The sequence below is a fragment of the Amycolatopsis sp. NPDC059657 genome (genome assembly GCF_042734395.1).
In the GTDB taxonomy this organism is placed as follows: domain Bacteria; phylum Actinomycetota; class Actinomycetes; order Mycobacteriales; family Pseudonocardiaceae; genus Amycolatopsis.
The window spans coordinates 46,052-69,523 of the sequence record NZ_JBHWEB010000048.1; the positions used below are offsets into that span (position 1 = coordinate 46,052).

At 68.7% G+C, this 23,472-nt stretch carries 21 protein-coding genes and 1 tRNA gene; 10 read left to right on the plus strand and 12 right to left on the minus strand.

What is annotated here, in order from left to right; genetic code table 11:
- Window positions 1-56: 56 nt before the first annotated feature.
- The 8 genes from rhaI to ACFV15_RS25265 all read left to right on the plus strand — a co-directional run bounded on the left by rhaI (window position 57) and on the right by ACFV15_RS25265 (window position 10,776).
- Entirely contained in the window at window positions 57-1,205 is a 1,149-nt protein-coding gene (rhaI, locus tag ACFV15_RS25230) for an L-rhamnose isomerase (protein ID WP_378353057.1), read from the plus strand.
- Window positions 1,193-3,205: a bifunctional aldolase/short-chain dehydrogenase gene (locus tag ACFV15_RS25235; RefSeq protein ID WP_378353058.1), complete on the plus strand. Its 2,013-nt coding sequence runs from the start codon at window positions 1,193-1,195 to the stop codon at window positions 3,203-3,205. Before rhaI ends, ACFV15_RS25235 begins: the two co-directional genes overlap by 13 nt.
- Window positions 3,206-3,249: 44 nt before the next feature.
- A complete protein-coding gene (locus tag ACFV15_RS25240) occupies window positions 3,250-4,530 on the plus strand; it encodes a rhamnulokinase family protein (protein ID WP_378353078.1) in 1,281 nt (426 codons plus the stop codon).
- A 71-nt stretch (window positions 4,531-4,601) separates the two neighbouring features.
- Window positions 4,602-7,169: a glycoside hydrolase family 97 catalytic domain-containing protein gene (locus tag ACFV15_RS25245; protein WP_378353059.1), complete on the plus strand. Its 2,568-nt coding sequence runs from the start codon at window positions 4,602-4,604 to the stop codon at window positions 7,167-7,169.
- A 54-nt stretch (window positions 7,170-7,223) separates the two neighbouring features.
- Complete coding sequence (locus ACFV15_RS25250; RefSeq protein WP_378353060.1) at window positions 7,224-8,000, plus strand: class I SAM-dependent methyltransferase; 777 nt, start codon at window positions 7,224-7,226, stop codon at window positions 7,998-8,000.
- Window positions 8,001-8,058: 58 nt separating this feature from the next.
- A complete protein-coding gene (locus ACFV15_RS25255) occupies window positions 8,059-8,976 on the plus strand; it encodes an NADP-dependent oxidoreductase (RefSeq protein ID WP_378353061.1) in 918 nt (305 codons plus the stop codon).
- A 60-nt stretch (window positions 8,977-9,036) separates the two neighbouring features.
- Complete coding sequence (locus ACFV15_RS25260; protein WP_378353062.1) at window positions 9,037-10,062, plus strand: CobW family GTP-binding protein; 1,026 nt, start codon at window positions 9,037-9,039, stop codon at window positions 10,060-10,062.
- Window positions 10,063-10,092: 30 nt separating this feature from the next.
- A complete protein-coding gene (locus tag ACFV15_RS25265; protein WP_378353063.1) occupies window positions 10,093-10,776 on the plus strand; it encodes a L,D-transpeptidase in 684 nt (227 codons plus the stop codon).
- Window positions 10,777-11,020: 244 nt separating this feature from the next.
- Here ACFV15_RS25265 and ACFV15_RS25270 read toward each other — a convergent pair whose 3' ends face one another.
- The 9 genes from ACFV15_RS25270 to ACFV15_RS25310 form a co-directional block, all read right to left on the minus strand.
- Window positions 11,021-11,470, minus strand: coding sequence for a single-stranded DNA-binding protein (locus ACFV15_RS25270; protein WP_378353064.1), 450 nt, complete (start codon window positions 11,468-11,470; stop codon window positions 11,021-11,023).
- A gap of 102 nt (window positions 11,471-11,572) precedes the next feature.
- A tRNA-Glu gene (locus tag ACFV15_RS25275) sits at window positions 11,573-11,644 on the minus strand.
- Window positions 11,645-12,172: 528 nt separating this feature from the next.
- On the minus strand, window positions 12,173-13,228 hold the full coding sequence (rhaS, locus tag ACFV15_RS25280; protein WP_378353065.1) for a rhamnose ABC transporter substrate-binding protein: 1,056 nt from the start codon (window positions 13,226-13,228) through the stop codon (window positions 12,173-12,175).
- Window positions 13,225-14,196, minus strand: a complete 972-nt coding sequence (locus ACFV15_RS25285; protein WP_378353066.1) for an ABC transporter permease — start codon at window positions 14,194-14,196, stop codon at window positions 13,225-13,227. The genes rhaS and ACFV15_RS25285 overlap by 4 nt, the downstream gene beginning before the upstream one ends.
- The gene (locus tag ACFV15_RS25290; RefSeq protein WP_378353067.1) at window positions 14,189-15,241 is read right to left on the minus strand and encodes an ABC transporter permease; all 1,053 of its coding nucleotides are present in this window, start codon (window positions 15,239-15,241) and stop codon (window positions 14,189-14,191) included. Before ACFV15_RS25290 ends, ACFV15_RS25285 begins: the two co-directional genes overlap by 8 nt.
- On the minus strand, window positions 15,238-16,740 hold the full coding sequence (locus tag ACFV15_RS25295; RefSeq protein WP_378353068.1) for a sugar ABC transporter ATP-binding protein: 1,503 nt from the start codon (window positions 16,738-16,740) through the stop codon (window positions 15,238-15,240). The genes ACFV15_RS25290 and ACFV15_RS25295 overlap by 4 nt, the downstream gene beginning before the upstream one ends.
- A gap of 132 nt (window positions 16,741-16,872) precedes the next feature.
- On the minus strand, window positions 16,873-17,808 hold the full coding sequence (locus ACFV15_RS25300) for a nucleoside hydrolase (RefSeq protein ID WP_378353069.1): 936 nt from the start codon (window positions 17,806-17,808) through the stop codon (window positions 16,873-16,875).
- Window positions 17,809-17,840: 32 nt separating this feature from the next.
- Window positions 17,841-18,059 carry an antitoxin gene (locus tag ACFV15_RS25305; RefSeq protein ID WP_378353070.1) on the minus strand — a complete coding sequence of 73 codons (219 nt, stop codon included), beginning with the start codon at window positions 18,057-18,059 and terminating at the stop codon, window positions 17,841-17,843.
- A 207-nt stretch (window positions 18,060-18,266) separates the two neighbouring features.
- Window positions 18,267-18,923 (minus strand): maleylpyruvate isomerase N-terminal domain-containing protein, encoded by a 657-nt coding sequence (locus tag ACFV15_RS25310; RefSeq protein WP_378353071.1) that lies wholly within the window; start codon window positions 18,921-18,923, stop codon window positions 18,267-18,269.
- Window positions 18,924-19,168: 245 nt separating this feature from the next.
- On the opposite strand from ACFV15_RS25310, the gene ACFV15_RS25315 reads away from it, so the two are divergent.
- Entirely contained in the window at window positions 19,169-19,366 is a 198-nt protein-coding gene (locus ACFV15_RS25315) for a hypothetical protein (protein WP_378353072.1), read from the plus strand.
- Here the strand turns inward: ACFV15_RS25315 and ACFV15_RS25320 are convergent.
- Genes ACFV15_RS25320 through ACFV15_RS25330 form a run of 3 tightly spaced genes read right to left on the minus strand, consistent with a single transcriptional unit; the run spans window position 19,311 to window position 22,408 of the window.
- Window positions 19,311-20,462, minus strand: coding sequence for a sulfotransferase family protein (locus ACFV15_RS25320; protein ID WP_378353073.1), 1,152 nt, complete (start codon window positions 20,460-20,462; stop codon window positions 19,311-19,313). The two genes, ACFV15_RS25315 and ACFV15_RS25320, sit on opposite strands and share 56 nt — an antisense overlap.
- A gap of 9 nt (window positions 20,463-20,471) precedes the next feature.
- Window positions 20,472-21,245: an SDR family oxidoreductase gene (locus ACFV15_RS25325; RefSeq protein WP_378353074.1), complete on the minus strand. Its 774-nt coding sequence runs from the start codon at window positions 21,243-21,245 to the stop codon at window positions 20,472-20,474.
- On the minus strand, window positions 21,245-22,408 hold the full coding sequence (locus tag ACFV15_RS25330; protein WP_378353075.1) for a hypothetical protein: 1,164 nt from the start codon (window positions 22,406-22,408) through the stop codon (window positions 21,245-21,247). The genes ACFV15_RS25325 and ACFV15_RS25330 overlap by 1 nt, the downstream gene beginning before the upstream one ends.
- Before the next feature lie 84 nt (window positions 22,409-22,492).
- Between ACFV15_RS25330 and ACFV15_RS25335 the strand changes: the two genes are divergently transcribed.
- Complete coding sequence (locus ACFV15_RS25335; RefSeq protein ID WP_378353076.1) at window positions 22,493-23,347, plus strand: IclR family transcriptional regulator; 855 nt, start codon at window positions 22,493-22,495, stop codon at window positions 23,345-23,347.
- Window positions 23,348-23,472: the final 125 nt, after the last annotated feature.

A 23,472-nucleotide genomic window follows, 5' to 3' on the forward strand; every position in this document is an offset into this window, starting at 1 on the left:
CGTGGCGGACCATACCATGTGGATGAAACGTTTCAATCATCGGCGCGGGGGTCCGGATGGACGCGGTGAAAGCAAAACTGGCCGGTCAACGCATAGAAACGCCGTCGTGGGCGTATGGCAACTCGGGGACCAGGTTCAAGGTGTTCACCCAGCCGGGCGTCCCGCGGTCCCCCGAGGAGAAGATCGACGACGCCGCGCAGGTCCACGCCTTCACCGGGGCCGCGCCGAGCGTCGCGCTGCACATCCCGTGGGACAAGGTCGACGACTACGGCGCGCTCGCCAGGTACGCGCGGGACGCCGGGGTGGCGGTCGGCACCATCAACTCCAACGTGTTCCAGGACGACGACTACAAGCTCGGCAGCGTCACCAACCCCGATCCGGCGGTGCGCCGCAAGGCGGTCGATCACCTGCTGGAATGTGTCGACGTGATGGACGCGACCGGCTCGCGCGACCTCAAGCTCTGGTTCTCCGACGGCACGAACTACCCCGGCCAGGACGACATCCGCGACCGGCAGGACCGGCTCGCCGAAGCGCTCTCGACCGTCTACAACAGACTAACCGGCGACCAGCGGATGCTGCTGGAGTACAAGCTTTTCGAGCCCGCGTTCTACACCACCGACGTCCCGGACTGGGGCACGTCCTACGCGCATTGCCTGAAACTCGGCGACCGCGCGACGGTGTGCGTCGACACCGGGCACCACGCGCCGGGCACGAACATCGAGTTCATCGTCGCTTTCCTGCTCAGGGAAGGCAAACTGGGCGCGTTCGACTTCAACTCGCGGTTCTACGCCGACGACGACCTGATGGTCGGCGCCGCGGATCCGTTCCAGCTCTTCAGGATCCTCTACGAGGTCGTGCGCGGCGGCGGGCTCGAGTCCGTTTCGTTCATGCTCGACCAGTGCCACAACATCGAGCTCAAGATCCCGGGGCAGATCCGCTCGATCTGCAATGTCCAGGAGGCGACGGCCAAGGCGTTGCTGGTCGACCGCGCGGCGCTGAAGTCCGCTCAGGACAGTGGGGATGTCTTGGCAGCCAACGATGTCTTCATGGACGCCTACAACACCGACGTCCGCCCGCTGCTCGCCGAGCTGCGGACCGAGCGAGGACTCGATCCCGATCCCGTCGCCGCCTACCGGCGCTCGGGGTACCAGGAGAAGATCGCCGCCGAACGCGTCGGCGGCGAGCAGGCGGGATGGGGCGCGTGAACGAGCTGATCGGCCGGTCGAACCGGCTCGGGTCCGACCCGGCCAACACGAACTTCGCGGGCGGCAACACCTCCGCCAAGGGCACCGGGACCGACCCGGTCACCGGGCAGCCGGTGGATCTGTTGTGGGTCAAGGGCTCCGGCGGTGACCTCGGCACGCTCACCGCCGACGGGCTGGCCGTGCTCCGGCTCGACCGGCTCCGCGCGCTGGTCGACGTCTATCCCGGACCCGACCGCGAAGACGAGATGGTCGCCGCGTTCGACTACTGCCTGCATGGCCGCGGCGGCGCGGCGCCGTCCATCGACACGGCCATGCACGGGCTGGTCACCGCCGCGCATGTCGATCACCTGCACCCGGACGCCGGCATCGCGCTCGCGACGGCGGCTGACGGCGAGAAGCTGACCGAGCAGTGCTTCGGCGACCGCGTGGTCTGGGTGCCGTGGCGGCGGCCCGGCTTCCAGCTCGGGCTGGACATCGCGGCGGTCGAGCGGGACAACCCGGCCGCGATCGGCTGCATACTCGGCGGGCACGGCATCACCGCGTGGGGCGCGACCTCCGACGAGGCCGAGTCGCACTCGCTGGAGATCATCCGCGCGGCGACGGCGTTCCTCGAAAAGCACGGACGGCCCGACCCGTTCGGCCCGGAAATCCCCCGCTACCAAGCCGATCCCGACCGGCTCGCGAAGGCGGCCGCACTGGCGCCGGTGCTGCGCGGGCTCGTCTCGACCGACCGGGCACAGCTCGGCCATTTCACCGACGCCGCTCCGGTGCTCGACTTCCTCGCCCATGCCGAGCATCCCCGGCTGGCCGCGCTCGGCACCTCGTGCCCTGATCATTTCCTGCGGACCAAGGTGCGCCCGCTCGTGCTCGACCTGCCGCCGTCGACGCCGTTCGACAAGGTCGTCACCCGGCTCAGGGAGCTGCACGAGGCGTACCGCGAGGACTACCGCGCCTACTACGAGCGGCACGCGACGCCCGACTCCCCCGCGATGCGTGGCGCCGACCCGGCGATCGTGCTCGTTCCCGGCATCGGCATGTTCTCGTTCGGCGCCGACGCGCAGACGGCCAGGGTCGCCGGCGAGTTCTACCTCAACGCGATCAACGTCATGCGCGGCGCCGAAGCCGTGTCGACCTACGCGCCCATCGAGGAGCGCGAGAAGTTCCGCATCGAATACTGGGCGCTCGAGGAGGCCAAGCTCGCCCGCCGCCCGAAGCCGAAACCCCTGCAGGGCCGGGTCGCGCTGGTCACCGGTGCCGGATCGGGCATCGGCAAGGCGATCGCGCGGCGGCTCGCGGCCGAAGGCGCGTGCGTGGTCGTCGCGGACATCGACGCCGAGGCCGCACACGCCGTCGCGGACGAGCTCGGGCAGGTGGCCGTCGCGATGGACGTCACCGACGAGGCCTCGATCGACGCCGCGTTCGCCGCGGGCGCGCTCGCGTTCGGCGGGATCGACCTGGTGGTCAACAACGCGGGCCTGTCGGTGTCGAAGCCGCTGCTGGAGACGACGGCCGAGGACTGGGACCGCCAGCACGACGTGATGGCGCGCGGGTCGTTCCTCGTCTCGAAGGCGGCGGCGCGCCAGATGATCGCACAGGGACTCGGCGGCGACATCGTCTACATCGCCAGCAAGAACGCCGTGTTCGCGGGACCGAACAACATCGCGTACAGCGCGACCAAAGCCGACCAGGCGCACCAGGTCCGGCTGCTCGCCGCCGAACTCGGCGAGCACGGAATCCGGGTCAACGGCGTCAACCCCGACGGAGTGGTCCGCGGCTCCGGGATCTTCGCCGGCGGCTGGGGTGCTCGGCGCGCGGCCGTCTACGGGGTTCCCGAGGAGGACCTCGGCGCGTTCTACGCCCAGCGTTCGCTGCTCAAGCGGGAAGTGCTGCCGGAGCACGTGGCCAACGCGGTGTTCGTGCTGACCGCGGGCGAGCTGAGCCACACGACCGGGCTGCACGTGCCGGTGGACGGCGGGGTCACCGGGGCGTTCCTGCGGTGAGTGTCTTCGCCGCGGTCGACCTCGGCGCGTCCAGCGGGCGAGTGATGACCGCCGACAGCGCCACACTCGAACTCCGGGAGGCACATCGGTTCCCCAACCGGCCCGTGCGGACCGGACGCACGCTGCACTGGGACATTCTCGGGCTGTACCAAGGCGTGCTGGACGGCCTGCGTGCCGCCGGGCCGGTCGACGGCATCGGCGTCGACTCGTGGGCGGTCGACTACGGACTGCTCGACGCGTGGGGCACGCTGGTCGGCAATCCCATCCACTATCGCGACGAGCGGACCTCCTACGCGGTACGGCCGCCGGGGCTCTATGCCGCGACCGGCATCCAGTTCCTGCCGATCAACACGATCTTCCAGCTCGGCGTGGAGCACCGGCCCGCGTCGAAACTGCTGCTCATCCCCGACCTGATCACCTACTGGCTGACCGGGAACTCCGGCACCGAACTGACCAACGCCTCGACCACCGGCCTGCTCGATCCCCGTACCCGCGGCTGGTCGGCGAAAGCGTTCGCGCTGATCGACCGCGATCCCGGTTTGTTCGCACCGCTGCGACGGCCCGGTGACTTCGCCGGGCACCTGCTTCCCTGGGTCGGCAAGGAAACCGGGCAGTCCGCGCCGGTGTACACGGTCGGCTCGCACGACACGGCTTCGGCGGTGGCGGCCGTGCCCGCGGTGGACGAGAACTTCGCGTACATCTCCTCGGGCACGTGGTCACTGGTCGGCGTCGAACTGCCGGAGCCGATCCTCACGGCCGAGGCCGAGGCGGCCAACTTCACCAACGAACTCGGTGTCGACGGGCAAGTTCGCTTCCTGCGCAATGTGATGGGCCTGTGGCTGCTCGAAGAATGCCGTCGCGAATGGACAGTCGACCTCGGCACGCTCTTGGCCGAAGCAGCGACCTTGCCCAAACGAGCCGTCGTGGACGCCACGGATCCGCGTTTCCTGCCCACCGGCGAGATGACGGCCAGGATCGCACAGGCCTGTCGGGAAACCGACCAGCCGGAGCCGGAAACCCCCGCCGAATTCACCCGTTGTGTCCTAGACAGTCTCGCGGAGGCTTATCGCGCGGCGATCGAAGACGCCGCACGGCTTTCCGGCCGTCGCGTCGACGCGGTCCACATCGTCGGCGGCGGCGCTCGCAACACACTGCTCTGCCAGCTGACGGCCGACGCCTGCGGGCTGCCGGTGGTGGCCGGTCCCGTCGAGGCCACCGCACTCGGCAATATCCTTGTGCAGGCACGGGCCGCCGGCGCGATCAGCGGTGATCTCCGCGAACTGGTGCGCAGGACGCAATCATTGCAGCACTTTGCTCAAGAGTAATAATATTAGTAATGAATTATGTCCGGCTGTCCTGTTGACCTTTCGGCGGCGCATCACAAGACTTCAGGATCATGGCATCGTTTTCCGCGGTCCTCGCCCTGCTCGCTTCGCTGTTACCCGCGCCGCAGCCCGCCGCGGGCTGGACGGTCAGCCTCTCAGGCAAAGTGACTGCCGAAGTCACCCAGACCGCGGCAGGCGGGCTGACGTTCGGCGTCACCCGAGCGGGACGGCGAGTGCTGGAGCCCGCGCCGCTCGGCGTGCGGACCGCGACCGCCGACCTGACGAAGAACCTGCGTTTCCTGAGCCGTAGCACCAGGACCGTGGACGAGCGGTACACGATGACCACCGGCAAAAAGCTGCAGCGCCAGGCCCGCTCCGCCGAAACCACGCTGGCCTTCGCCGGCGACGGCGGCGTCCGGCTGAACCTGATCGTCCGCGCGTCGGACGACGGCGTCGCCTACCGCTACACGCTGCCGTCCGCCGCGACGATCACCGGCGAGGCGTCGGCGTTCACGCTGCCCGCCACCGCTCCGGCCTGGCTGCTCCCCTACAGTCCGAACTACGAGAACACCCGCGTCGAAACGACGGCTTCGGGTGCCGCGGCAGGCGATTTCGGGTTCCCGTCCCTGTTTTCGGTCGGCGACGACTACGTGCTGCTCTCCGAGTCCGATGTGGACGGACGCTACTCCGGCGCCAGGCTCACGCACGCGGCGGGCTCCGGCACGTATTCGATCAAGCTCGCGGACGCCCAGGTGCCCGGCGTCCTGCGCACGCCGTGGCGGACGGCGATCGTCGGCGACCTCGCGACGGTCACCGGCTCGACCCTCACCGACGATCTCGCGAGCCCGTCCAAGCTCGCCGACACCTCGTGGATCCGGCCGGGCAAGGTCGCCTGGTCCTGGCTGTCCGAGCACAGCAGCCCCGGCGATCCCGCGCGGCAGAAGCAGTACATCGACTTCGCCGCCCGCAACGGCTGGCCGTATGTGCTGATCGACGAGGGCTGGGACGCCTCCTGGGTGCCCGAAGTGACCCGCTACGCGCGCGCTCGCGGCGTCGACGTGCTGCTCTGGTTCCACTGGACGCTGCTGGACACCCCCGAGGAACGGGAGAGCAGGCTCGCGCAGGTGAAGTCCTGGGGCGTGGCCGGCGTGAAGGTCGACTTCATGGACTCGGACTCGCAGGCCACGTTCGCCTGGTACGACCAGATCACCGCGGCGACCGCGAAACACCAGCTCATGGTCAACTTCCACGGCGCGACCATTCCGCGCGGGCTGCAGCGCACCTGGCCGCATGTCATGAGCTTCGAGGCCGTCCGCGGCGCCGAGCAGTTCCGCACCCGCGCGGCCACGAACACCATGTTCCCGTTCACCCGCAACGTGGTCGGCAGCATGGACTACACGCCGACCGCGTTCGTGGTGAGCGATCGCGACACCACCGACCTGCACGAGGTCGCGACGTTCCTGGTGTACGAGTCGGGCTGGCAGCACGGCGCCGACAAGCCGGAGAACTACCAGGCGCGGCCAGAGGCACTGCGCACATTGGACCAGCTGCCGACCGTCTGGGACGAGACCAGGCTGCTGAGCGGCCGCCCAGGGCAAGAAGCCGTCGTCGCGCGGCGCTCGGGTGAGCGCTGGTTCGTCGGCGGGCTGTCCGCGCAGGCCGCGAAGACGTTCGACCTGCCGTTGAGCTTCCTCGGCGGTGGCAGCTGGCTCAGCGACACCCTGCGCGACGGGTATCTCCGCGACTTCCGCACGGTCGGCTCGGCCGATCGGCTGGCGGTGCCGACGGCCACGAACGGCGGGTTCGTCTCGATACTCTGCCCCGCCAAGCCAGGCCGGACGAGCTGCGACGAGCCGGTCCGGCAGGTGCCGCGCACCACGCTGACCGTCACGCCGCCGTCGGCCGAGGGCACCACAGTGGACGTGACCGGGACGTTCAAGCCGGACGCCGCGATCACCGACGTCCGGCTCGCCGCGACCGCACCGTCGGGCTGGTCGGTGACCGGCCCGACGCTCACCCGCGCCACACTGGCGGCGGGCGAGACGCTCTCCGGGACCTGGCGCTTCACCAAGGCCGATCAGTCCGTCGGCACCACGGACTTGCCGGTCGTGGCCACGTACCGCTTCCCCGGCGACCCGGCCGGTCTCCCGGTGCATGTCGAATCCGTGGTCCAGACCTTCGTGCCGCCGCCGAACCCGGCCGGAACCACGCAGGTCAGCGACCTGCCGTTCCTGGCGGAGAGCAACGGCTACGGTCCCGTCGAGCGGGACAGGTCCAATGGGGAGGACGCGGGCGGAGACGGGCACACGCTGTCGATCGGCGGCACGCAGTACGCCAAGGGCATCGGCATGCACGCGCCCGGTTCGGTCACCGTGTGGCTCGGCGGCGCCTGCTCGACCTTCAAGGTGAGCGTCGGCATCGACGACGAGGTCACCTCACCCGGTTCGGTCACGTTCCGCGTTCTCGCCGACGGCCGCCCGCTGGCCGACACCGGCGTCGTCCACAGTGGCGACGGCGCGAAACCGGTCACTGTGGACGTCACCGGGGTGCGGCGATTGACGCTGGAAGCGACCGACGGCGGCGACGGAAAGAATTTCGACCACGCGGACTGGGCCACCCCGGTTCTTGGCTGTGCGTAATTGGCTATGCTCGGCCACGGAGGGGGATCCGGATAATCCACAAAGGAATCCCTGATGCCGAAAACGGTTGGGTGGAACGGTTTCGTCGACACGCAGACCCAGGCGGAGTACGAGCGGTTGAGCCTGTTGGAGCAGATCTTTGATCCGTTCAGCCTGCGCAATCTCGACCGTTTCGGAATCCGGCCGGGATGGCGGTGCCTCGAAGTCGGCGCGGGCGCCGGTTCGGTCGCCCGGCGGATGGCGGAACTCGCGGGCGGCGAACATGTCGTCGCCACCGATCTCAGCCTGAAGTTCCTGGGACCGCTGGAAGAACTCGGCGTCACCGTGCTCCACCACGACATCACGGCCGACCCCGCGCCCGGCGAGTTCGACCTGATCCACACCCGTTTCGTGCTCGACCATTTGGCCGAGCGCGAAACGGTGCTCAAGCGGCTGGCGTCCTGGCTGCGGCCGGGTGGCTGGCTGCTCGTCGAAATGGCGACCACCCTGCCCGAATTGTCCTCCGACCCCGATGTCCGGCGGTCGATGGAAACACTCGGCCTGGTGTTGTCCCAGCGAGTGGGTACCGATCCCAATTTCGCTCGCACACTGCCGTTGCCACTGGAACACGCCGGGCTCGTCGGCTGCGATTCCGAAGGCCTGATCATGCCCGCCCGCGGCGGCTCACCCTTGGCGCATTTCCTTCGTTCGACCACCCGGCTCGTCGAGGCGCACGCCGTCGAGACCGGGCTCGTCACCCAAGACGTGCTCGACTCCGCATACGCGACCTACGACGACCCGACCTTTGTCGACTACTCGTGGATGACCGTCGCCGCGTGGGGGCAGCGCTGAGGGTTCCCAACGGGTGAACCCCGGAATAGCTCGCGGGACGGCTGGGTTGCCGACCCATATGACTGAGACATATCGCGCCGTCGAGTTCTCCGAGTACGGCGACTCCAGCGTGCTCAAGGTGGCCGAGCGCCCGGTTCCGGCGCCGGGCCCCGGCCAGGTCCGGATCACCGTCCGTGCGGCTTCGGTCAACCCGATCGACTGGAAGATCCGCAGCGGGAAGGCGTTCCCCGCGCGGTTCCCGGCGATCCCCGGCGGGGACATCGCCGGTGTGGTCGACGCGGTCGGCGACGGCGTCACCGAGTTCGCCGTCGGCGACGAGGTGCTGGGTTCGGCGACCGGCGGCGGCTACGCGGAGGTCGTGCTGGCCGAGGTCGCCGCGCTCACCGCCAAGCCCGCCAAGCTCTCGTGGGAGCAGGCCGCGGCGATCCCGGCCGTCACCAAGACCGCGTACCGGGCGCTCGGCCTGCTCAACCTCGCAAAGGGCGAGACGCTCGTGATCGACGGTGCCGCGGGCGGGGTCGGGACCGTCGCGCTGCAGCTCGCGGTGCGCCGCGGGCTGACGGTGATCGGCACCGCGAGCGAGTCCAACCACGAGTACCTGCGCTCACTCGGCGCGATCCCCGTGATCTACGGCGGCGGCCTGGCCGACCGCGTGCGCGCCGCGGCTCCCGGCGGGGTCGACGCGGCACTCGACGCCTCCGGGCGCGGCTCACTGCCCGCGCTGATCGAGCTGACCGGCGGCACCGAGCGGGTGATCACCATCGCGGCCCCGGACGCCGCCGACCACGGCGTGCGGTTCACCGGCGGCAGCCCGTCCGAGGAAGTCCCCGGCGCGCTCGCCGACGGCACCCAGCTGGTCGCCGACGGGCACCTCCAGCTCCCCGTCGCGGGCACCTACCCGCTGGCTGAGGCCGGCGCGGCACAGGACGAGAGCGAAGCGGGCCACGTGCGCGGCAAGCTGATCCTCCTGCCGTGAACCTCGTGAGCGGCGACCCGTTAGGGTGTCGGCGGGTCGCTGCTCTCGGGGAGGGAAGTCTTGGCGCGGAAGCGGATTCCGGTGCTCATCGTCGCGGGTTTCCTGGGCTCCGGTAAGACGACGCTGCTCAACCACCTGCTCACCAATGACCAGGGCGCGCGCATCGGCGTGATCATGAACGACTTCGGCGCCATCGGCGTGGACGCCATGTCGGTCGCCGGGCAGGTCGACGCCATGGTCTCGCTGTCCAACGGCTGCCTGTGCTGCGCGGTCGACGCACGCGGGCTCGACGCCATGCTGGGCAAGCTCTCCGAGCCCAAGGCGAAGATCGACGTCATCGTGATCGAGGCGAGCGGCCTCGCCGAGCCCCGCGACCTGATCCGCCTGATGATCGCCAGCGAGAACCAGGCGATCACCTACGGCGGCCTGATCGAGGTCGTCGACGCGGCCGAGTTCGACGAAACCCGCGCGCGGCACCCCGAGCTGGACCAGCACCTCCGCTTCGCGGACCTGGTACTGCTCAACAAGACCGACCGGGTGCCCGAGCCCGAGCGGCAGCGGCTCACCGCGCTGCTCGCCGACCTCGCGCCCGGCACGCCCGTGCTCGCGACCGAGTTCGGCCGTATCGACCCCGAGCTGTTCTTCGACCCCGAGCCGCGGCCCAAGACCGGTCAGCTGTCGTTCGACGACCTGCGCCACGACCACACGGACCACGCGGATCACTCCGAGCACATCCACGCCGCCTACGAGAGCGTCGAGTTCGTCTCCGAGCGTCCGCTCAACCCGCGCAGGCTGGTGAAGTTCCTCGAAGCCCGCCCACGCGGCCTCTACCGCATCAAGGGCTTCATCGACTTCGGCCCGAGCGCGGACCGGCAGAAGTTCGCCATGCAGTCCGTCGGCGCGTTCCTCCGCTTCGAACGGACCCGCTGGGCCCGTGACGAGCGGCGTCGCACCGAACTGGTGCTCATCGGCGCAGGCATCGACAGCCAGGCCGTGCACGCCGACCTCGCGGCTTGTGTGGAAGACGACCCACCTCAGGCCGACGAACGCGGCATGCTGTTGGTCCTGCGGCACACCGAGTCCTGAAATTCACCTCCCCAGTTCGAGGATGTCAAGTTGACCAAGCGTTTCCTCGCGACCACGATCCTCGCCGTGACCACCCTGTTGGCCGGCGCGCTGCCGGCGGATGCGGACACCGCCACGTTCGCCCGTGAGCTGCCCCTCCCCTACGAAGGGGACGCCGACCAGGTGGTGACGGTCGTCGGCGCCGACGAGACCGCGACCACCGCGGAACTCACGGCCTGGCGCAGGTCCGGCTCGGGCTGGCGGGTCGTGCTGGGCCCGGTCAGCGCGTTCGTCGGCAAGCAGGGCATCGGCGAGGCCAGTGAAACCACCTCCCACACCCCGGCGGGCGTCTGGACGCTCACCGAAGGCTTCGGCAACGAGCCCGACAACGGCTACAAGATCCCGTACCTCCAGATCGACGACAACGACTGGTGGGTCTCCGACACCGAGTCCGAGTTCTACAACCAGTACTACCGCTGCGCACCCGGCGAGTGTCCCTTCAACGAGGAGGCGGGCGAAGACCTCGGCACCGTTGGCCGGGCCTACGACCGCGCCGCCGTCATCGACTACAACCGCGACCCGGCCACCCCGGGCGCAGGCTCCGCCTTCTTCCTCCACGTGTCCACCGGCAGGCCCACCGCGGGCTGCGTCTCCATTCCCGCGCCCGAGCTGGACAAGCTCCTGAAGTGGCTCGACCCGGCCAAGGAACCGGTCATCGACATCGGCATCGCCTGACGCTGAGCCCGGCTTTCGGACGGGTGTGAGCGTGTGCGTTTTCGGCCGTTGGACGGCCCAAAACGCGCTCGCTCAGCTCAGGCCGAGCCGGCTGAAACGGCCTTTGTTCCGACGGGCTGCCGATCGGCCAGGCAGCGAGGGGGCCCTTGGGTGCTTACTACGCACCGCGGGGCACCCTCGCTTCGGCCACCTGGTCCACCGGGGGCCGGGGTGGGCTTGGGCCGCCCTTACCCGCCTGGCCTTGTCAGAACGGGGGCTCGCCGCCCACCCCCGCTCCCACCGGGACCGGCGGCGAAGCCCAAGGCGACTCGGCGGGCCCGCCGCCGCCTCGGCTCGCCTTGGCGAGCTTGGCCGTGACCCAGCGCAGCGAGGGCCCGATCTCCTCGACGTCGAGTTCGACCACCGTGCGTTTCTCGCCGTCTTTTGTCTCGTACGACCGCTGTTTCAGTCTGCCTTGGACGATCACGCGATCACCGCGGTTCAGTGACTCGGCCACGTTTTCGCCCGGCTGCTTCCATAAGTTGCATCTCAGCGCGATCTTGTCCTTGTCCCGCCATTCGCCGGACTCGCGGTCCAGCATGCGGTGCGTCGAGATGACGGTGAAGTTGGCGACGCCCGCGCCGGACGGGGTGAACTTCAGTTCCGGGTCCGCTGCGAGGTTTCCGACGACCGTGATCACGGTTTCTCCGGCCATGATGTGCTCCTTGCTCGTTCGCGGGCTCCCCCGCCTGCCGGGGTAGCTCAACCGCTCACGACCATCGGAACACAGGGGTCCGACACTTTCGCGAACCCTCGGCAGCGCGTGCGGGAATCGAACCCGCGTCGCCCGGGTGAAAACCGGGAGTCCGTGCCACTGGACCAACGCGCCCTGCGCCTCGGCACCGATGTGAGGAGTCGAACCCCAATGCCCGGGTTTGGAATCCGGGCAGTCCCCTGGACACACCGGCAAACAAAAAAGCCGCCGATCGGCATGACCGACGGCGGCTCCTTGCGTGACAAGTGTTGTCACGCAAGGAAACCGCCTCCGGGTTCACGCCACGACTCGCTCATGCCGCCCAGTCTGGCCGCCCACCCCCTGCCCGGTCAACGCAGAGTTACCACTCGCTCGCGCGGGCAGGTGCTATTAAGTGAAGGGCAAAGGTGGCGTGCGCTGGGCTGGTTTGGTGAGGGCCTCCCTCACCCAGTTCGGTGTGGTGAAGGGAGCCTTCACCAAGCTATGCGTGGTGAACTAGGCCCTCACGTGTGCTGATCACACCACGACGAGCGCGCAACCTAGCTTTGCTAGGCCGGCGCCTACGCGAGCCGAGCATGGAGCGAAAGGAAGAATCCGGACGTTGAACGGCCAGATTCTTCCTTTCGCGAAGAGAAACTCACCTAACGCGGACGAACGCACGGGTCAGAAGTTGTATTGGCCGATGTTGTCCTTGGTGAAGACCGTGGGCGGGCCGAGGATGACCTCGGCCTTCTTGCCGATCGTGTATTCGCCGAGTGAGCCCGCGGTGAACTTCTCGCCCTCGGCGCCGGTGATGCGGCCCGAAATGAGGGAGGCCGCGGCGATGGTGGCGAGGTAGCCGAGCTTGGCGGGCTCCCAGAGTGCCAGTGCTTTGACCGTTCCGTCGTTGACGTACTCGCGGAGCTGGTTGGGGGTGCCGAGGCCGGTCAGCGCGACCTTGCCCTTGTACTCCGAGGAGCTGAGGTAGCGCGCGGCGGCGGCGAGGCCGACCGTGGTCGGGGCGATGATGCCCTTCAAACCTGGGTGGGCCTGCAGGAGGCCCTGGGTCTTCTGGAACGACATCTGGTCTTCGTCGTTGCCGTAGACGGTGTCGACCAGTTTGAGGCCGGCGTACTTGGGCTTGGCGAGCTCGTCTTTCATGATCGCGATCCAGGCGTTCTGGTTGGTCGCGTTGGCGGTCGCCGAGAGGATCGCGATCTCGCCGGTGCCGCCGATGGCGTCGGAGATCAGCTCGACCTGCTTGACCGCGATCTCGGTGGAGTCGACCTGGTTGATGAACAGGTCGCGCGCGTCGGGCGCGACGTCGGAGTCGAGGGTGACGACCTTCATGCCCTGCGCCCGTGCGGCCTTCAACGCCGGCGCGACCGCGTTCTGGTCGTTCGCCGCGAGCAGGAGCGCGTCCTGGCGCTGCTGGGCGGCGGTGTTGATGTACGTGACCTGGGAAGCCGCGCTCGCGTCCGAAGGACCGGTCGCCTTGTACTCGCCCTTGACCTCGCCTGCCGCCTGCTCGACGCCCTTGCCGACCACCGAGAAGTACGGGATGTTCACCGCTTTGGGCAAGTAGGTGAACTTGAGGCCGGTCTTCAGCTCGGCCTGCGCGTTGGCCGCGCCGGTGGAGCCGGACGGGCCGTTCTGCTTGGCGCCGCTGTCCTTGGTGGTGCCGCCACACGCGGTCAGCAGGAGCGCGAGCGCGGTGACGGTGGCCAGTTTTCGGATCATCTTGTCGCTTCCTTCAGTATGGAACGGCCGGCCCGCCAGCGCGCGAACCGGACCGCGCTCGGCGGCGCGAGCACGCCGACGAGCAGCAGCAGGCCGGTGACGATGGTGAGCGTTTCGGTCGACACGTCGTCGAGGATCAGCAGATTCCGCAGGCCGCCGAGCAGCAGCACCCCGGCGATCACCCCGCCGAGCGAGCCGGTGCCGCCGAAGATGGAGACCCCGCCGAGCAGGACGGCCGCGACGACGGCGAGTTCGAGTCCGGTGCCGTTGTCCGCACGCGCGCTGGAGAAACGCAGTGTGTAGACGACACCGGCGAGCGCGGCGACCGCGCCGGTCAGTGTGAACAGGATCAGTTTCGTGCGCTTGACCCTGATGCCGGAGAACCGCGCGGCCTCGGTGTTCGCGCCGATCGCGTAGACGGCCCTGCCGAACGAACTACCGTGCAGCAGCACGCCGAAGACGACCGCGAGCACGACGAAAACCACTATGGGATAAGGGAAATCCGTGCCGGGGACGGGCGTGGTGCCGAACTGCGTGTAGCTCGCGGGGAAGTCCGCCACGGCCGTGTCGCCGAGCAGCACGAGCGCGAGCCCGCGGTACAACGCGAGCGTCCCGATGGTGACGGCCAGCGATGGCAGGCCGAGCCCGGTGACCAGAAACCCGTTGACAGCACCGCACAACGCGCCGGCCAAGATCACGATCGGCAGGATCGTCTCGAGCGGAAGACCGGCGTTCCACAGCGTCCCGATCAGGGCGCTCGACAATCCCAGCACCGACGCCACCGAAAGGTCGATCTCGCCCGCGACGATGACCAACGTGAGCGGCAACGCGATCAAGGCGATCTCGCCGATGTCGAGGCCGAGATAGAAAAGGTTCTTGCCGTTCAGGAAATCGCCGCCACCCACCACGGCGACGACCACGACGGCGAGCACGAGCACCGTTTCCCAGCGCAGCAGGCGTTCACGCATGGTGGTCCGCCTTCCGCCGGTCGGGACGCAACGCGGCGGCGAGGCGCAGCGACACGATTCTGTCGACTGTGATCGCCGCGAGCAGGAGCGCGCCGGTGATCGCCTGCTGCCAGAACGCGGGCACGCCCAGCACGATCAGGCAGCTGGTGATCGTGCTCAGCAGCAACGCGCCCAGCGCGGCGCCCAGCACGCTCCCGGAGCCGCCGAAGATGGCGACCCCGCCGACCACGACCGCGGCGACGACCTGGAGTTCGAGCCCGGTGCCCGCCGCCGCGTCGACCGTCCCGTAGCGCGCCATCCACAGACCGCCCGCGAGTCCCGCGACCGCGCCGGAGACGGCGAACGCGGCGAACACGCGCCGCCGCACCGGAATCCCGGCGAGCATGGCCGCTTCGGGATGCGACCCGATCGCGTAAAGCTCTCGACCCGAGCGATACGAACGCAGGTACAAGGCCGCCGCGACGACCACGACGACCGTGATCAGCACCAGGTACGGCACGCCGAGCACGCGTCCGCTGCCGAGCCCGAGCAGCGACTGCGGCAGATCGGCGGCGTTGACCTGAGTGCCGTGCGCGAGCGCGAAATCCAGCCCGCGGAACACGTACAGCGTGCCGAGCGTGACCACCAGGCTCGGCACCCGGCCCAGCGACACCACCAGGCCGTTCACGATCCCGCACACCAGCCCGAGCGCGACGCCGAGCAGCAGCGCGCCCGCGGCCGGGATCCCGGGATGCGCGGCCACCACCGACGCGGTGATGAACGCCGAGAGCCCCAGCACCGAGCCGACCGACAGGTCGACGTTGCGGGTCACCACCACGATCGTCTGGCCGACCGTCAGCAACGCGATGATCGAGGCGTTGAGCAGCAGATCGCGCAGGCTCTGCGGTTGCACGAACCGGGGATTGGCCACCGCCGTCCCGGCCACCACGAGCACCAGCACCAGCCCGACACCCAGCTCACGGATGCGCCCGGCGCGATCGAGCAGGCGCCGCGCGCCGCGCTCCGGCTCGACGCTGTCGGTGCGTGCCTCCACGTGCGCGGTCATCCGCGACCAGCCGCGGCGAGCGCGATCGACTCCTCGGTCAGCGGCGCGGTGAGCTCGGCGGCGAGCCTGCCCTCGTGCATCACCAGCACCCGGTCGGCCATGCCGAGCACCTCGGGCAGCTCGGAGGAGATCATCAGCACCGCGACGCCGTCGGCCGCCAGCTCCGAGAGCAACCGATGCACTTCGGCTTTGGTGCCGACGTCGATGCCGCGCGTCGGCTCGTCGACGATGAGCACTTTCGGCTTACGGGACAACCACTTCGCGAGCACGACCTTCTGCTGGTTGCCGCCGGAGAGCACGCTCGCCGGGTCGCTCAGCTTCGCGAACTTGAGCCGCAGTTTGACCGCCCAGTCCTGCGCGAGCGCGCGCTCGTCGCGGCGGCGCATGATCCCGCCCTTGCTCAGCCTGCCGAGCGACGCGAGCGCGGCGTTGCGTTCGATCGACGCGTCCATCACCAGCCCCTGCTGCCGCCGGTCCTCCGGCACGAACCCGATACCCGCGGCCATCGCGGCGCTCGGCGAACCGGCGGGCAGCACACGGTCTCCGACACGCACCTCTCCCGCGTCGAGCTTGTCGATGCCGAACACCGCGCGCGCGACCTCGCTGCGCCCCGCGCCGACCAGCCCCGCGAGCGCGACGATCTCGCCCGCGCGCAAGTCGAACGAGACGTCGACGAAAACGCCCTCGCGGGTGAGCCGCCGCGCGGACAGCAGCACCTCGCCGGGTTCCGTGTCCTGCTTGGGAAACAGCGCTGAGAGCTCGCGCCCGACCATGCGTTTGACCAGCTCGTCCGGGGTGGTCTGGTCCAGTGGTCCGGACCAGACGTGGCCACCGTCGCGCAGGACGGTCGCTTCCTCGCAGAGCTCGAAAACCTCGTCGAGACGATGTGAGACGAACAAGACCGCGACCCCCTGTCCCAGCAACGCACGCACGACGCCGAACAGCCTTTCGACCTCGGCCGCGGAGAGCGCGGCGGTCGGCTCGTCCATCACGATCACGCGCGCGTCGAAGGAGAGCGCTTTCGCGATCTCGATGACCTGCTGGTCGGCGATGGACAGTCCGCGCGCGGGACGGTCCGGATCGAGTGCCACGCCGAGCCGCGCGAGCAGCGCGCGGGTGGCGGTCTTCGTGGCGGCGTGGTCGATGCGGCGGCCGGACTTCAACGGCTGACGGCCGATGAACACGTTCTCCGCCACCGAAAGATCGCCGAACAGCGTCGGCTCCTGATAGATCACCGCGATACCCGCGGCCTTGGCGTCGCCGGGGCCGTGCAGGCGGTGCGGGACGCCGTCGAGGTGGATCTCCCCGGCGTCCGGCCGATGCGCGCCGGCGAGTACCTTGATCAACGTGGACTTGCCGGCACCGTTTTCGCCGAGCAGCGCGTGCGCGACGCCGGGACGCAGCTCGAGTGAGACACCGGACAGCGCGCGGACGGCACCGAAACTCTTGACGACGTCACGCAGCGCCACGACCGGCGACTTCGCCGCGACACGGTCCACCGTGCGTTCCCCTCAGACAGTGATGATCACGGAAATGAATCGTTTCAATACGCTGTCATCAGGGTGGTGCCGAAGTAACGGTTGTGTCAAGGGTCAATGAACCACCGACACCGGACAATGACCGGACACGCCCTAGTCCACTGTGGACAAAACGCGCACCGCTTCGATCACATGATCGAAGAAGGCGGGCGCGTCGAGTCCGACGGCGACCCGCGCGTTCGGCGGCATGCCCAGCCTGCCGTCGAAATCCACCACGGTCGCTCCACTGGTGTGCTCGCCGAGCGTCTCGATCGCCACATGCGCTTCGACGCAGGACACCAGCGCCGGGTCGATCACCCGCGCGACGGCGACCGGATCGTGCAGTGGCGGTGACGTGAAGCCGAAGAGGTCGCGATAGGTCGCGCCGAAGAAGGTCATCAACTCGGCGCAGACCCGCCCGAGCTCGGTGCCGAGCCCTTCCAGCCGGGCGACCACGTCCGGTGTGACCAGCGCCTGGTGCGTGACATTCAGCCCGCACAGGGTGACCGGGACCCCGCTGGCGAACACGATCGCCGCGGCTTCCGGGTCGACGTGGATGTTGAACTCCGCGTACGGCGTGGTGTTGCCCCGCCCGGTCGAGCCGCCCATCAGCACGATCTCGGTGATCCGGGCGGCGTCCTCGGGGTATCTGGTCAGCAGCAGCGCGATGTTGGTCAGCGGACCGGTCGGCACGAGCGTCACCGGGCGTTCGGCGAGCAGCCGGTGCATCAGCTCGACCGCGTGCTCACCCGTCACGTCGACCGCGGGCTCACCGAACGCGGGTCCGTCCAACCCCGACTCGCCGTGCACGTCCTGCGCGACCCGCAACGGGCGGATGAGCGGCCGCGCGCAGCCTGCCGCGATCGGGACATCCTTGATACCCGCGACGGTGCACACCCGTCGCGCGTTCAACGTGGTCTTCTCGAGTGTCTGGTTGCCGGCGACCGTGGTGATGCCCAGCAGGTCCAGCGCCGGATCGGCGGCCGCAAGCATGATCGCGATCGCGTCGTCGTGCCCCGGATCGCAATCGAGTACCACAGGGATGCCCATGCGCCCATTCTCGGCGCACGGGCCCCCGCTGGCTACTGCACGTGACCGGGGCCGGGGTTCTCGGTGGTGGCCTTGCGCACCTTTTGCAGCACCCCGCCGATCTGGCCGTGGTACTTGCCCTTGGTGCGCTTGTCGACGAATTCCGCGGCCTGGCCCGCGATTTTGTTGACCTTTTCCGGGTTCTTCTTCGCGTAGCCGCGAACCGCGGCCGCGGTGCCCGCGAGCGCGGCAAGCTTCTTGAACGACGGCATGACCATCCCCTTTCGTCCGGTACGTCCTGTCAGTACAACGAACGCACCGCACCGGAAAGTTCCCGTCGGTGTCTTGCCCTAAACCAGGCCACGGCGGGGAAAGACGATTTCCGGCCGGCGCGGGGCGCGATTTTCAGGTTGCCTTTGGATACCCGGCGACATTTCCGGTAGCGGTGCCCGCGCCCGATCTACGGCAGCCGGAGCCGCTCAGCCGATGATCAGCGGTAGCTTCGCCGCCAGCTCACCGAGCTCGGCCTGCTCCGCCTCGGTCGCGACGCGACGTCCGGTCCCGACCAGCAGCACATCCTTGTCGGAGAACGACTCCGGGAATTTCATCCCGGCGATCTGTTCGATGATCGTCCGCGTCTTGGCGACGGCTTCGGCGGGCGGTTCGGCCTTGCCGGGCAGGTGCGCGATGAGGTCGAAGTGGTGCAGTGTCCACTCGAGAACGTACGCGGAAAGGTAATCCCCCGCGGTGAGCACCACATCGCGGGTGCCGACGCGCATGCCCGGATCGGCGAGCTCGGCCGCACGGCCCGCGGCGGACCCGACGTCGTCGAGGTGGAACTTGAGCAGTCCCGGCTCCTGGTAAGCGGACGCCAGCCTGACGATCAACGCGTCGAGCGGGTCTTCGCCGGTCGGGGGCTTGTCGGAGACTTCCCAGTAGGTCACGGAGTCACGCGTGGGTTCGGTTTCGGCAGGGGTGACGAGGGTGATCAGGACGTCCTGCGCGTCGATGACCAAGTGACACACGAGGTCACGGACAAGCCACCCGGAGCAGCCGGACGGCTTGGCGAAATCCTCATCGGTGAGATCGGCGACGGCCTTGAGCAACGCGTTCCACGCGCGCGAGAAGAGATCCACAGCGGGACGCTAGCAGTGCCAGACCCAGCGTGCGACCACTTTCCTCTCGTGGACCTGGGTCGCCAGAACACCCTTTCCCCCAAGGTCCTGGCGCCGTATCGCTTGGCCAGACCGGTCGCTCGCAGCGTGACGAATCCCGTGACACGGAGTGCACACCTGACGGATGAGAGAGCGACAAGACGGAGTGACACCGGCCACTCCAAGGTGTGCGTTTCATTCTCGCCCGATCGGGGTAGCAAGCCAACGTGCCTGAGGAGGAAACGCCGATCGGCAGGCGCGCGCCCCAGGGTGACGTGGACCAGGTCGATCCGGACGAAATCGCCGCGAACATGCGGTCAGCGGTCGCGCGGCTGCGCGGCCAGGTGACCGACGTCTACAACATGGTCGTCAACGACCAGAGACCGGATACCCCGCGAAGCGGGCAGCCACACCTGAATCAGTGAGCCCGAAGTCGGCGAGCGAATACCGGTGCGCCGGCTTGGCCTGACCCGAGGTGCTCTGCTCGTGCAGGCGCCGCATCCCGGCTTCGGCCTGCTCGCCGAGCGGCAGGCCGAAATGGCGGTACACCCCCGCCGCGGTGCCCAGTGGATCCGCGACGAACTCCCGGTAGTCGACATCCAAGAACTGTGACTGGTCGTGGCGGGCTCGTTCGGCGGTGAATCGGTCCAGCCCACGCGCCCAGGTGTCGACCTGGTCCCGGCCGACGACCGGGCCGTGGAACCGGTTCGACCAGCCGGCCGAAGCCTGCTCGGTCAGGCTGCAGACCGACGCGATGATCGTGCTCGGCTCACGATGGGTCTGCACGATCAGCGCGTCGGGATACACCTCGAGCAACGCGTCGAGCGCGAAGAGGTGACTCGGGTTCTTCAGCACCCAGCGCTTCCCCGCGTCCGGCAGGCCGATGAGCTGCAGGTTCCGCCGATGCCGCCGGTAGGCGCCGGTCCAGTCCTGGCCATCGAGCCACTTCGCGTAGGTCGGCAGGTGGGCGAGACATTCGTAGGACACGGACTTCATCGACTGCCGGAGCAGCTGCCAGCACTCCTCGACCTGATCCGCGGACATGTGGTGCACACCCATGAACTCGGGATGGTCGATGTGGTGCTGCTCGTAGCCCGCCTGGATGTGCTGGAAGATCGGGTCGGCCGACCAGGTCGCGCGCGGCGGCCGCGGCTGCGGGACCTCGGCGAGCCACACCTCGAGGCCCTGGTGCGCCGGGTCGGCGGCGAGCAGCCGATGCAACGCGGTCGTGCCGGTGCGCGGCAGGCCGGTGACGAAGATCGGGCGTTCGATCGGCACTTCGGCGTGTTCCGGATGCCGTTGCCACGCCGCCTCGCTGAGCAGCCGCGCGACCAGCGCGCCACGCAGGAACGACCGGTGGACCCGGTTGCCGAGCGGTGTCAGCTGTTCGTCGCGGGCATAGGACTCCAGCAGGACTTCGAGTCCTTCGAGGTACTCGTCGTCGCCGAAGTCGTCGAGACCGGTGATCTTGGTCGCCGACGCGTGCAGATCGGCGACCGTGCCGACGCTGTCCCGTTCCACAAGGGCTCCTCAGTGGTGGTATTCGCCGCCGTTGACGTCGAGGCATTGACCGGTGATCGCCCGCGCGAGAGGCGACGCGAGGAAGACGACGGCGTCGGCGACCTCATCGGGTTCGGGCAGTCTGCGCAGGTCGATGGTCGCGGCGGTCTCGGCGTAGATCTCCTCGGCCGTGACGCCTTTTTCCTTGGCCAGGTAGGCGAAGTACCACCGCAGGTTGTCCGCCCAGATGTAGCCGGGCGCGACCGAGTTGACGCGCACCCCGCGCGGCCCGAGTTCGGTCGCGAGGCTCTGGGAGATCGCCAGCAGCGAGGCCTTCGCCATCTTGTACGCGCCGAAGGTCCGCCGGGAATGACGCACCACCATCGAGTTGATCATCACGACCGCGCCGTCGTGTTCTTCGAGTGCGGGCGCGAACAGCCTGGTCAGCCGGAGCGCGGCCAGTGTGGTGGTGTCCAGCGAGGTCTTGAGCACGTCGAGGTCGATGTCGAGCAGATCGACCATGGGCGGCATCGCGAACGCGTTGTTGACGAGCGCGTCCACCCGGCCGAATTCCGTCAACGCCGCGTCGCGGAGGTGCTCCGCCGACGCGTCGTCGGTGATGTCGGTCGCGACCACCAGCGCTGTGCGGCCGAGAGCGTCGATCTCCTTGGCGACATCCCGCAACCGCGATTCGGTGCGGGACGCGAGTACGACATCCGCGCCCGCGTGTGCGCTGCGCAGCGCGATCGAGCGGCCCAGCCCAGGGCCCACCCCGGATACGACGACGACCTTGTCTTCCAGCATCAGCCCAGCATCCTTCGCGCGACGGCGGCCTGGCGCGCGGCGATCCGCGCGGACCAGTCCTCGGGGGTGATCGGTGTGTGGAATGGCAGTTTCCCGGGCAGCTCGGCGAAATCGACGATCTCGACCTCGGGCCCGTCGTCGGGTTTGAGGTCGCGCGTCAGCCGCTGCCAGCGAATCTGCACGTAGCCATGGGCATGCCCGGTGCGGTCGAGCCAGTTCGCGACGCCCGGATTCCGCTCGCTGATCACGAAGCGGATCTTGCCGTCCGGGTCGGTGTGCGCCTGGTCGGCGGTGAGGCTGGTCTGGCGGTTGATGTAGTCCAGCGACACGTACCACGGGCTGCCGAGCTGGATCCCTTGATACGGCGCGGTTTCCTTGCCCGCGTTCGGCACGGTGACGATCATGACCTGATCGTCGGTGAGGTCATAGTGCCCGGCGGAGGAGAACTGGGTGGTGAGCCCGCCCGGCGTCGGCCTCGGCTCGGTCATCGTGTTGACGGGCAGGTCGAGGTAGAACCACTTCGGGAAGGCGAGAAACGTCTTCAGCCTGCTGAGCAGGATCTTCCCGGCGACGCCGTAGCGCTTCGCCATCGCGTCCTTGGCCAGTGGCTTCGGCGCACCGCCACGGGTGTCGACACACTGGATGGTGATCTCGCCCTTGCGTTCCGACCAGTCGCTGAAGACCTCGCGGACCACGAGCATCGACGCGCCCGGCCCGAGCGTGAAGTAGTTCTTCGCGGCTTTCTCCGGGCCGAACCGGATCTCGAACGTGCCGTCCTCGCCGATCTCGATCGCCCGGTCGTCGAAGGCTGCCAGGCTGTCCGGAACCACGACCGGCGAGTAGTCGCCGTTGAGGATCTGGAAACTGAGGTCGGCCGTGGTGCCACGGACGCCGGTGACCAGGTACTCGCGGTCCTCGCGGATGTTGGCGTTGAAGTAGAGGGTGTCCGGGTTGTCCAAGCCCATTTTCGTGTAGGGCCCGGTCGACTGCGTGAAGAACGGGAAGTCGCGCTCGTAGGCCCACGCCATCTGCAGCGAGGCGCGGATGCCACCGGCGAGGTAGTCGTAGCCCTCCAGCAGATCCTGCTCGGTGCGGATGTGCGGCGCCTCGGTGATGATCTTCTCGGCTTCGGCGATCGCGGCGGCGAACGGCTGCGTGAGCACAAGCGACTCCTCGCGGTACAAATATGGACCGGGCTGGTACAGTTTGCGTTCGCTGAGAGTAGAACCTGTTCTAGGTGGTGGTCAATGCGCACGTCCCCGCCGACCACCCGCGTGCTCCAGGTGCTCGACTTCCTGGTCGCGGCGGGCGGCAAGCGTTTCGGCCTGTCTCGGCTGGCGCGCGAGCTCGGCCTGAGCAAACCGACCTGCCTGGGCATCCTCACCGCGATGACGGACGGCGGCTACCTGCTGCGCGACCCCGTCACCAAGACCTACGGCCTCGGCCCGGCCTTGATCACCGCAGGCCACGTTGCCCAGGAGGGCTTCACGGCGGCCGGACTGGCACGGCCGCTGCTCGAGGAACTGGCCGACCGCTACGCCGCGGTCTGTTCGGCGTCGGCCGTGGTCGGCGACCAGATCGTGGTGCTGGAACGCACCGGCCCCGGCGTCGCGGGCCAGCGCTATCCCTTCGCTCCCCCGGTCGGCCTGATGTACGTCCTCTGGGGCCCCGACGCCGACTTCGAGCGCTGGCTCGCGAAGCCGCCGACCCTCCCGATCAAGCTGAACAGGGGCAGGCTGCGCCAAGTCGTCGCCGAATGCCGCGACCGCGGCTATCTGGTGGAAAGCCTGACACTGGCCGGCGTGCGGCTGCACTCACTCCTGGCCGGGGTCGCGGCCTACGAGTTGCCGGCCGAGGTGCGGGATCTGGTCGGCGAGATGGTGTCCAACCTGGGCGAACGCTTCTACCTCGCGGAGGATTTGGCACCCCGTAAGAAGCAGCCGGTGAACTTCATCGCGGCGCCGACGTTCAACGCCGCGGGCGCGCAGGAGCTGGTGCTCACCCTCTCGGTCGGCATGACGATCACGGGCGCCGAGATCGCCCGCCGCGGCCAAGCCCTGACCGAGGCCGCCGCCAAAGTCACCGCAGCCGTGGGCGGCTGACATTTGGGGGTCGTGAGTGTTTTCGCCGGTTAGTACTCCAGCTGTAGTTCGTGATCGGGTGCTGGTTGTTGGTGCCGTCGCTGGTAGTGGCATTGGCGGGCTCGGTGTTGGTGGTGTCGTCGCCA

Coding starts and splice junctions, on each gene's coding strand:
- rhaI (WP_378353057.1), top strand. CDS start 57: ATGGACGCGGTGAAAGCAAAACTGGCCGGTCAACGCATAGAAACGCCG.
- ACFV15_RS25235 (WP_378353058.1), top strand. CDS start 1,193: ATGGGGCGCGTGAACGAGCTGATCGGCCGGTCGAACCGGCTCGGGTCC.
- ACFV15_RS25240 (WP_378353078.1), top strand. CDS start 3,250: ATGACCGCCGACAGCGCCACACTCGAACTCCGGGAGGCACATCGGTTC.
- ACFV15_RS25245 (WP_378353059.1), top strand. CDS start 4,602: ATGGCATCGTTTTCCGCGGTCCTCGCCCTGCTCGCTTCGCTGTTACCC.
- ACFV15_RS25250 (WP_378353060.1), top strand. CDS start 7,224: ATGCCGAAAACGGTTGGGTGGAACGGTTTCGTCGACACGCAGACCCAG.
- ACFV15_RS25255 (WP_378353061.1), top strand. CDS start 8,059: ATGACTGAGACATATCGCGCCGTCGAGTTCTCCGAGTACGGCGACTCC.
- ACFV15_RS25270 (WP_378353064.1), bottom strand. CDS start 11,470: ATGGCCGGAGAAACCGTGATCACGGTCGTCGGAAACCTCGCAGCGGAC.
- rhaS (WP_378353065.1), bottom strand. CDS start 13,228: ATGATCCGAAAACTGGCCACCGTCACCGCGCTCGCGCTCCTGCTGACC.
- ACFV15_RS25285 (WP_378353066.1), bottom strand. CDS start 14,196: ATGCGTGAACGCCTGCTGCGCTGGGAAACGGTGCTCGTGCTCGCCGTC.
- ACFV15_RS25290 (WP_378353067.1), bottom strand. CDS start 15,241: ATGACCGCGCACGTGGAGGCACGCACCGACAGCGTCGAGCCGGAGCGC.
- ACFV15_RS25300 (WP_378353069.1), bottom strand. CDS start 17,808: ATGGGCATCCCTGTGGTACTCGATTGCGATCCGGGGCACGACGACGCG.
- ACFV15_RS25305 (WP_378353070.1), bottom strand. CDS start 18,059: ATGCCGTCGTTCAAGAAGCTTGCCGCGCTCGCGGGCACCGCGGCCGCG.
- ACFV15_RS25325 (WP_378353074.1), bottom strand. CDS start 21,245: ATGCTGGAAGACAAGGTCGTCGTCGTATCCGGGGTGGGCCCTGGGCTG.
- ACFV15_RS25335 (WP_378353076.1), top strand. CDS start 22,493: ATGCGCACGTCCCCGCCGACCACCCGCGTGCTCCAGGTGCTCGACTTC.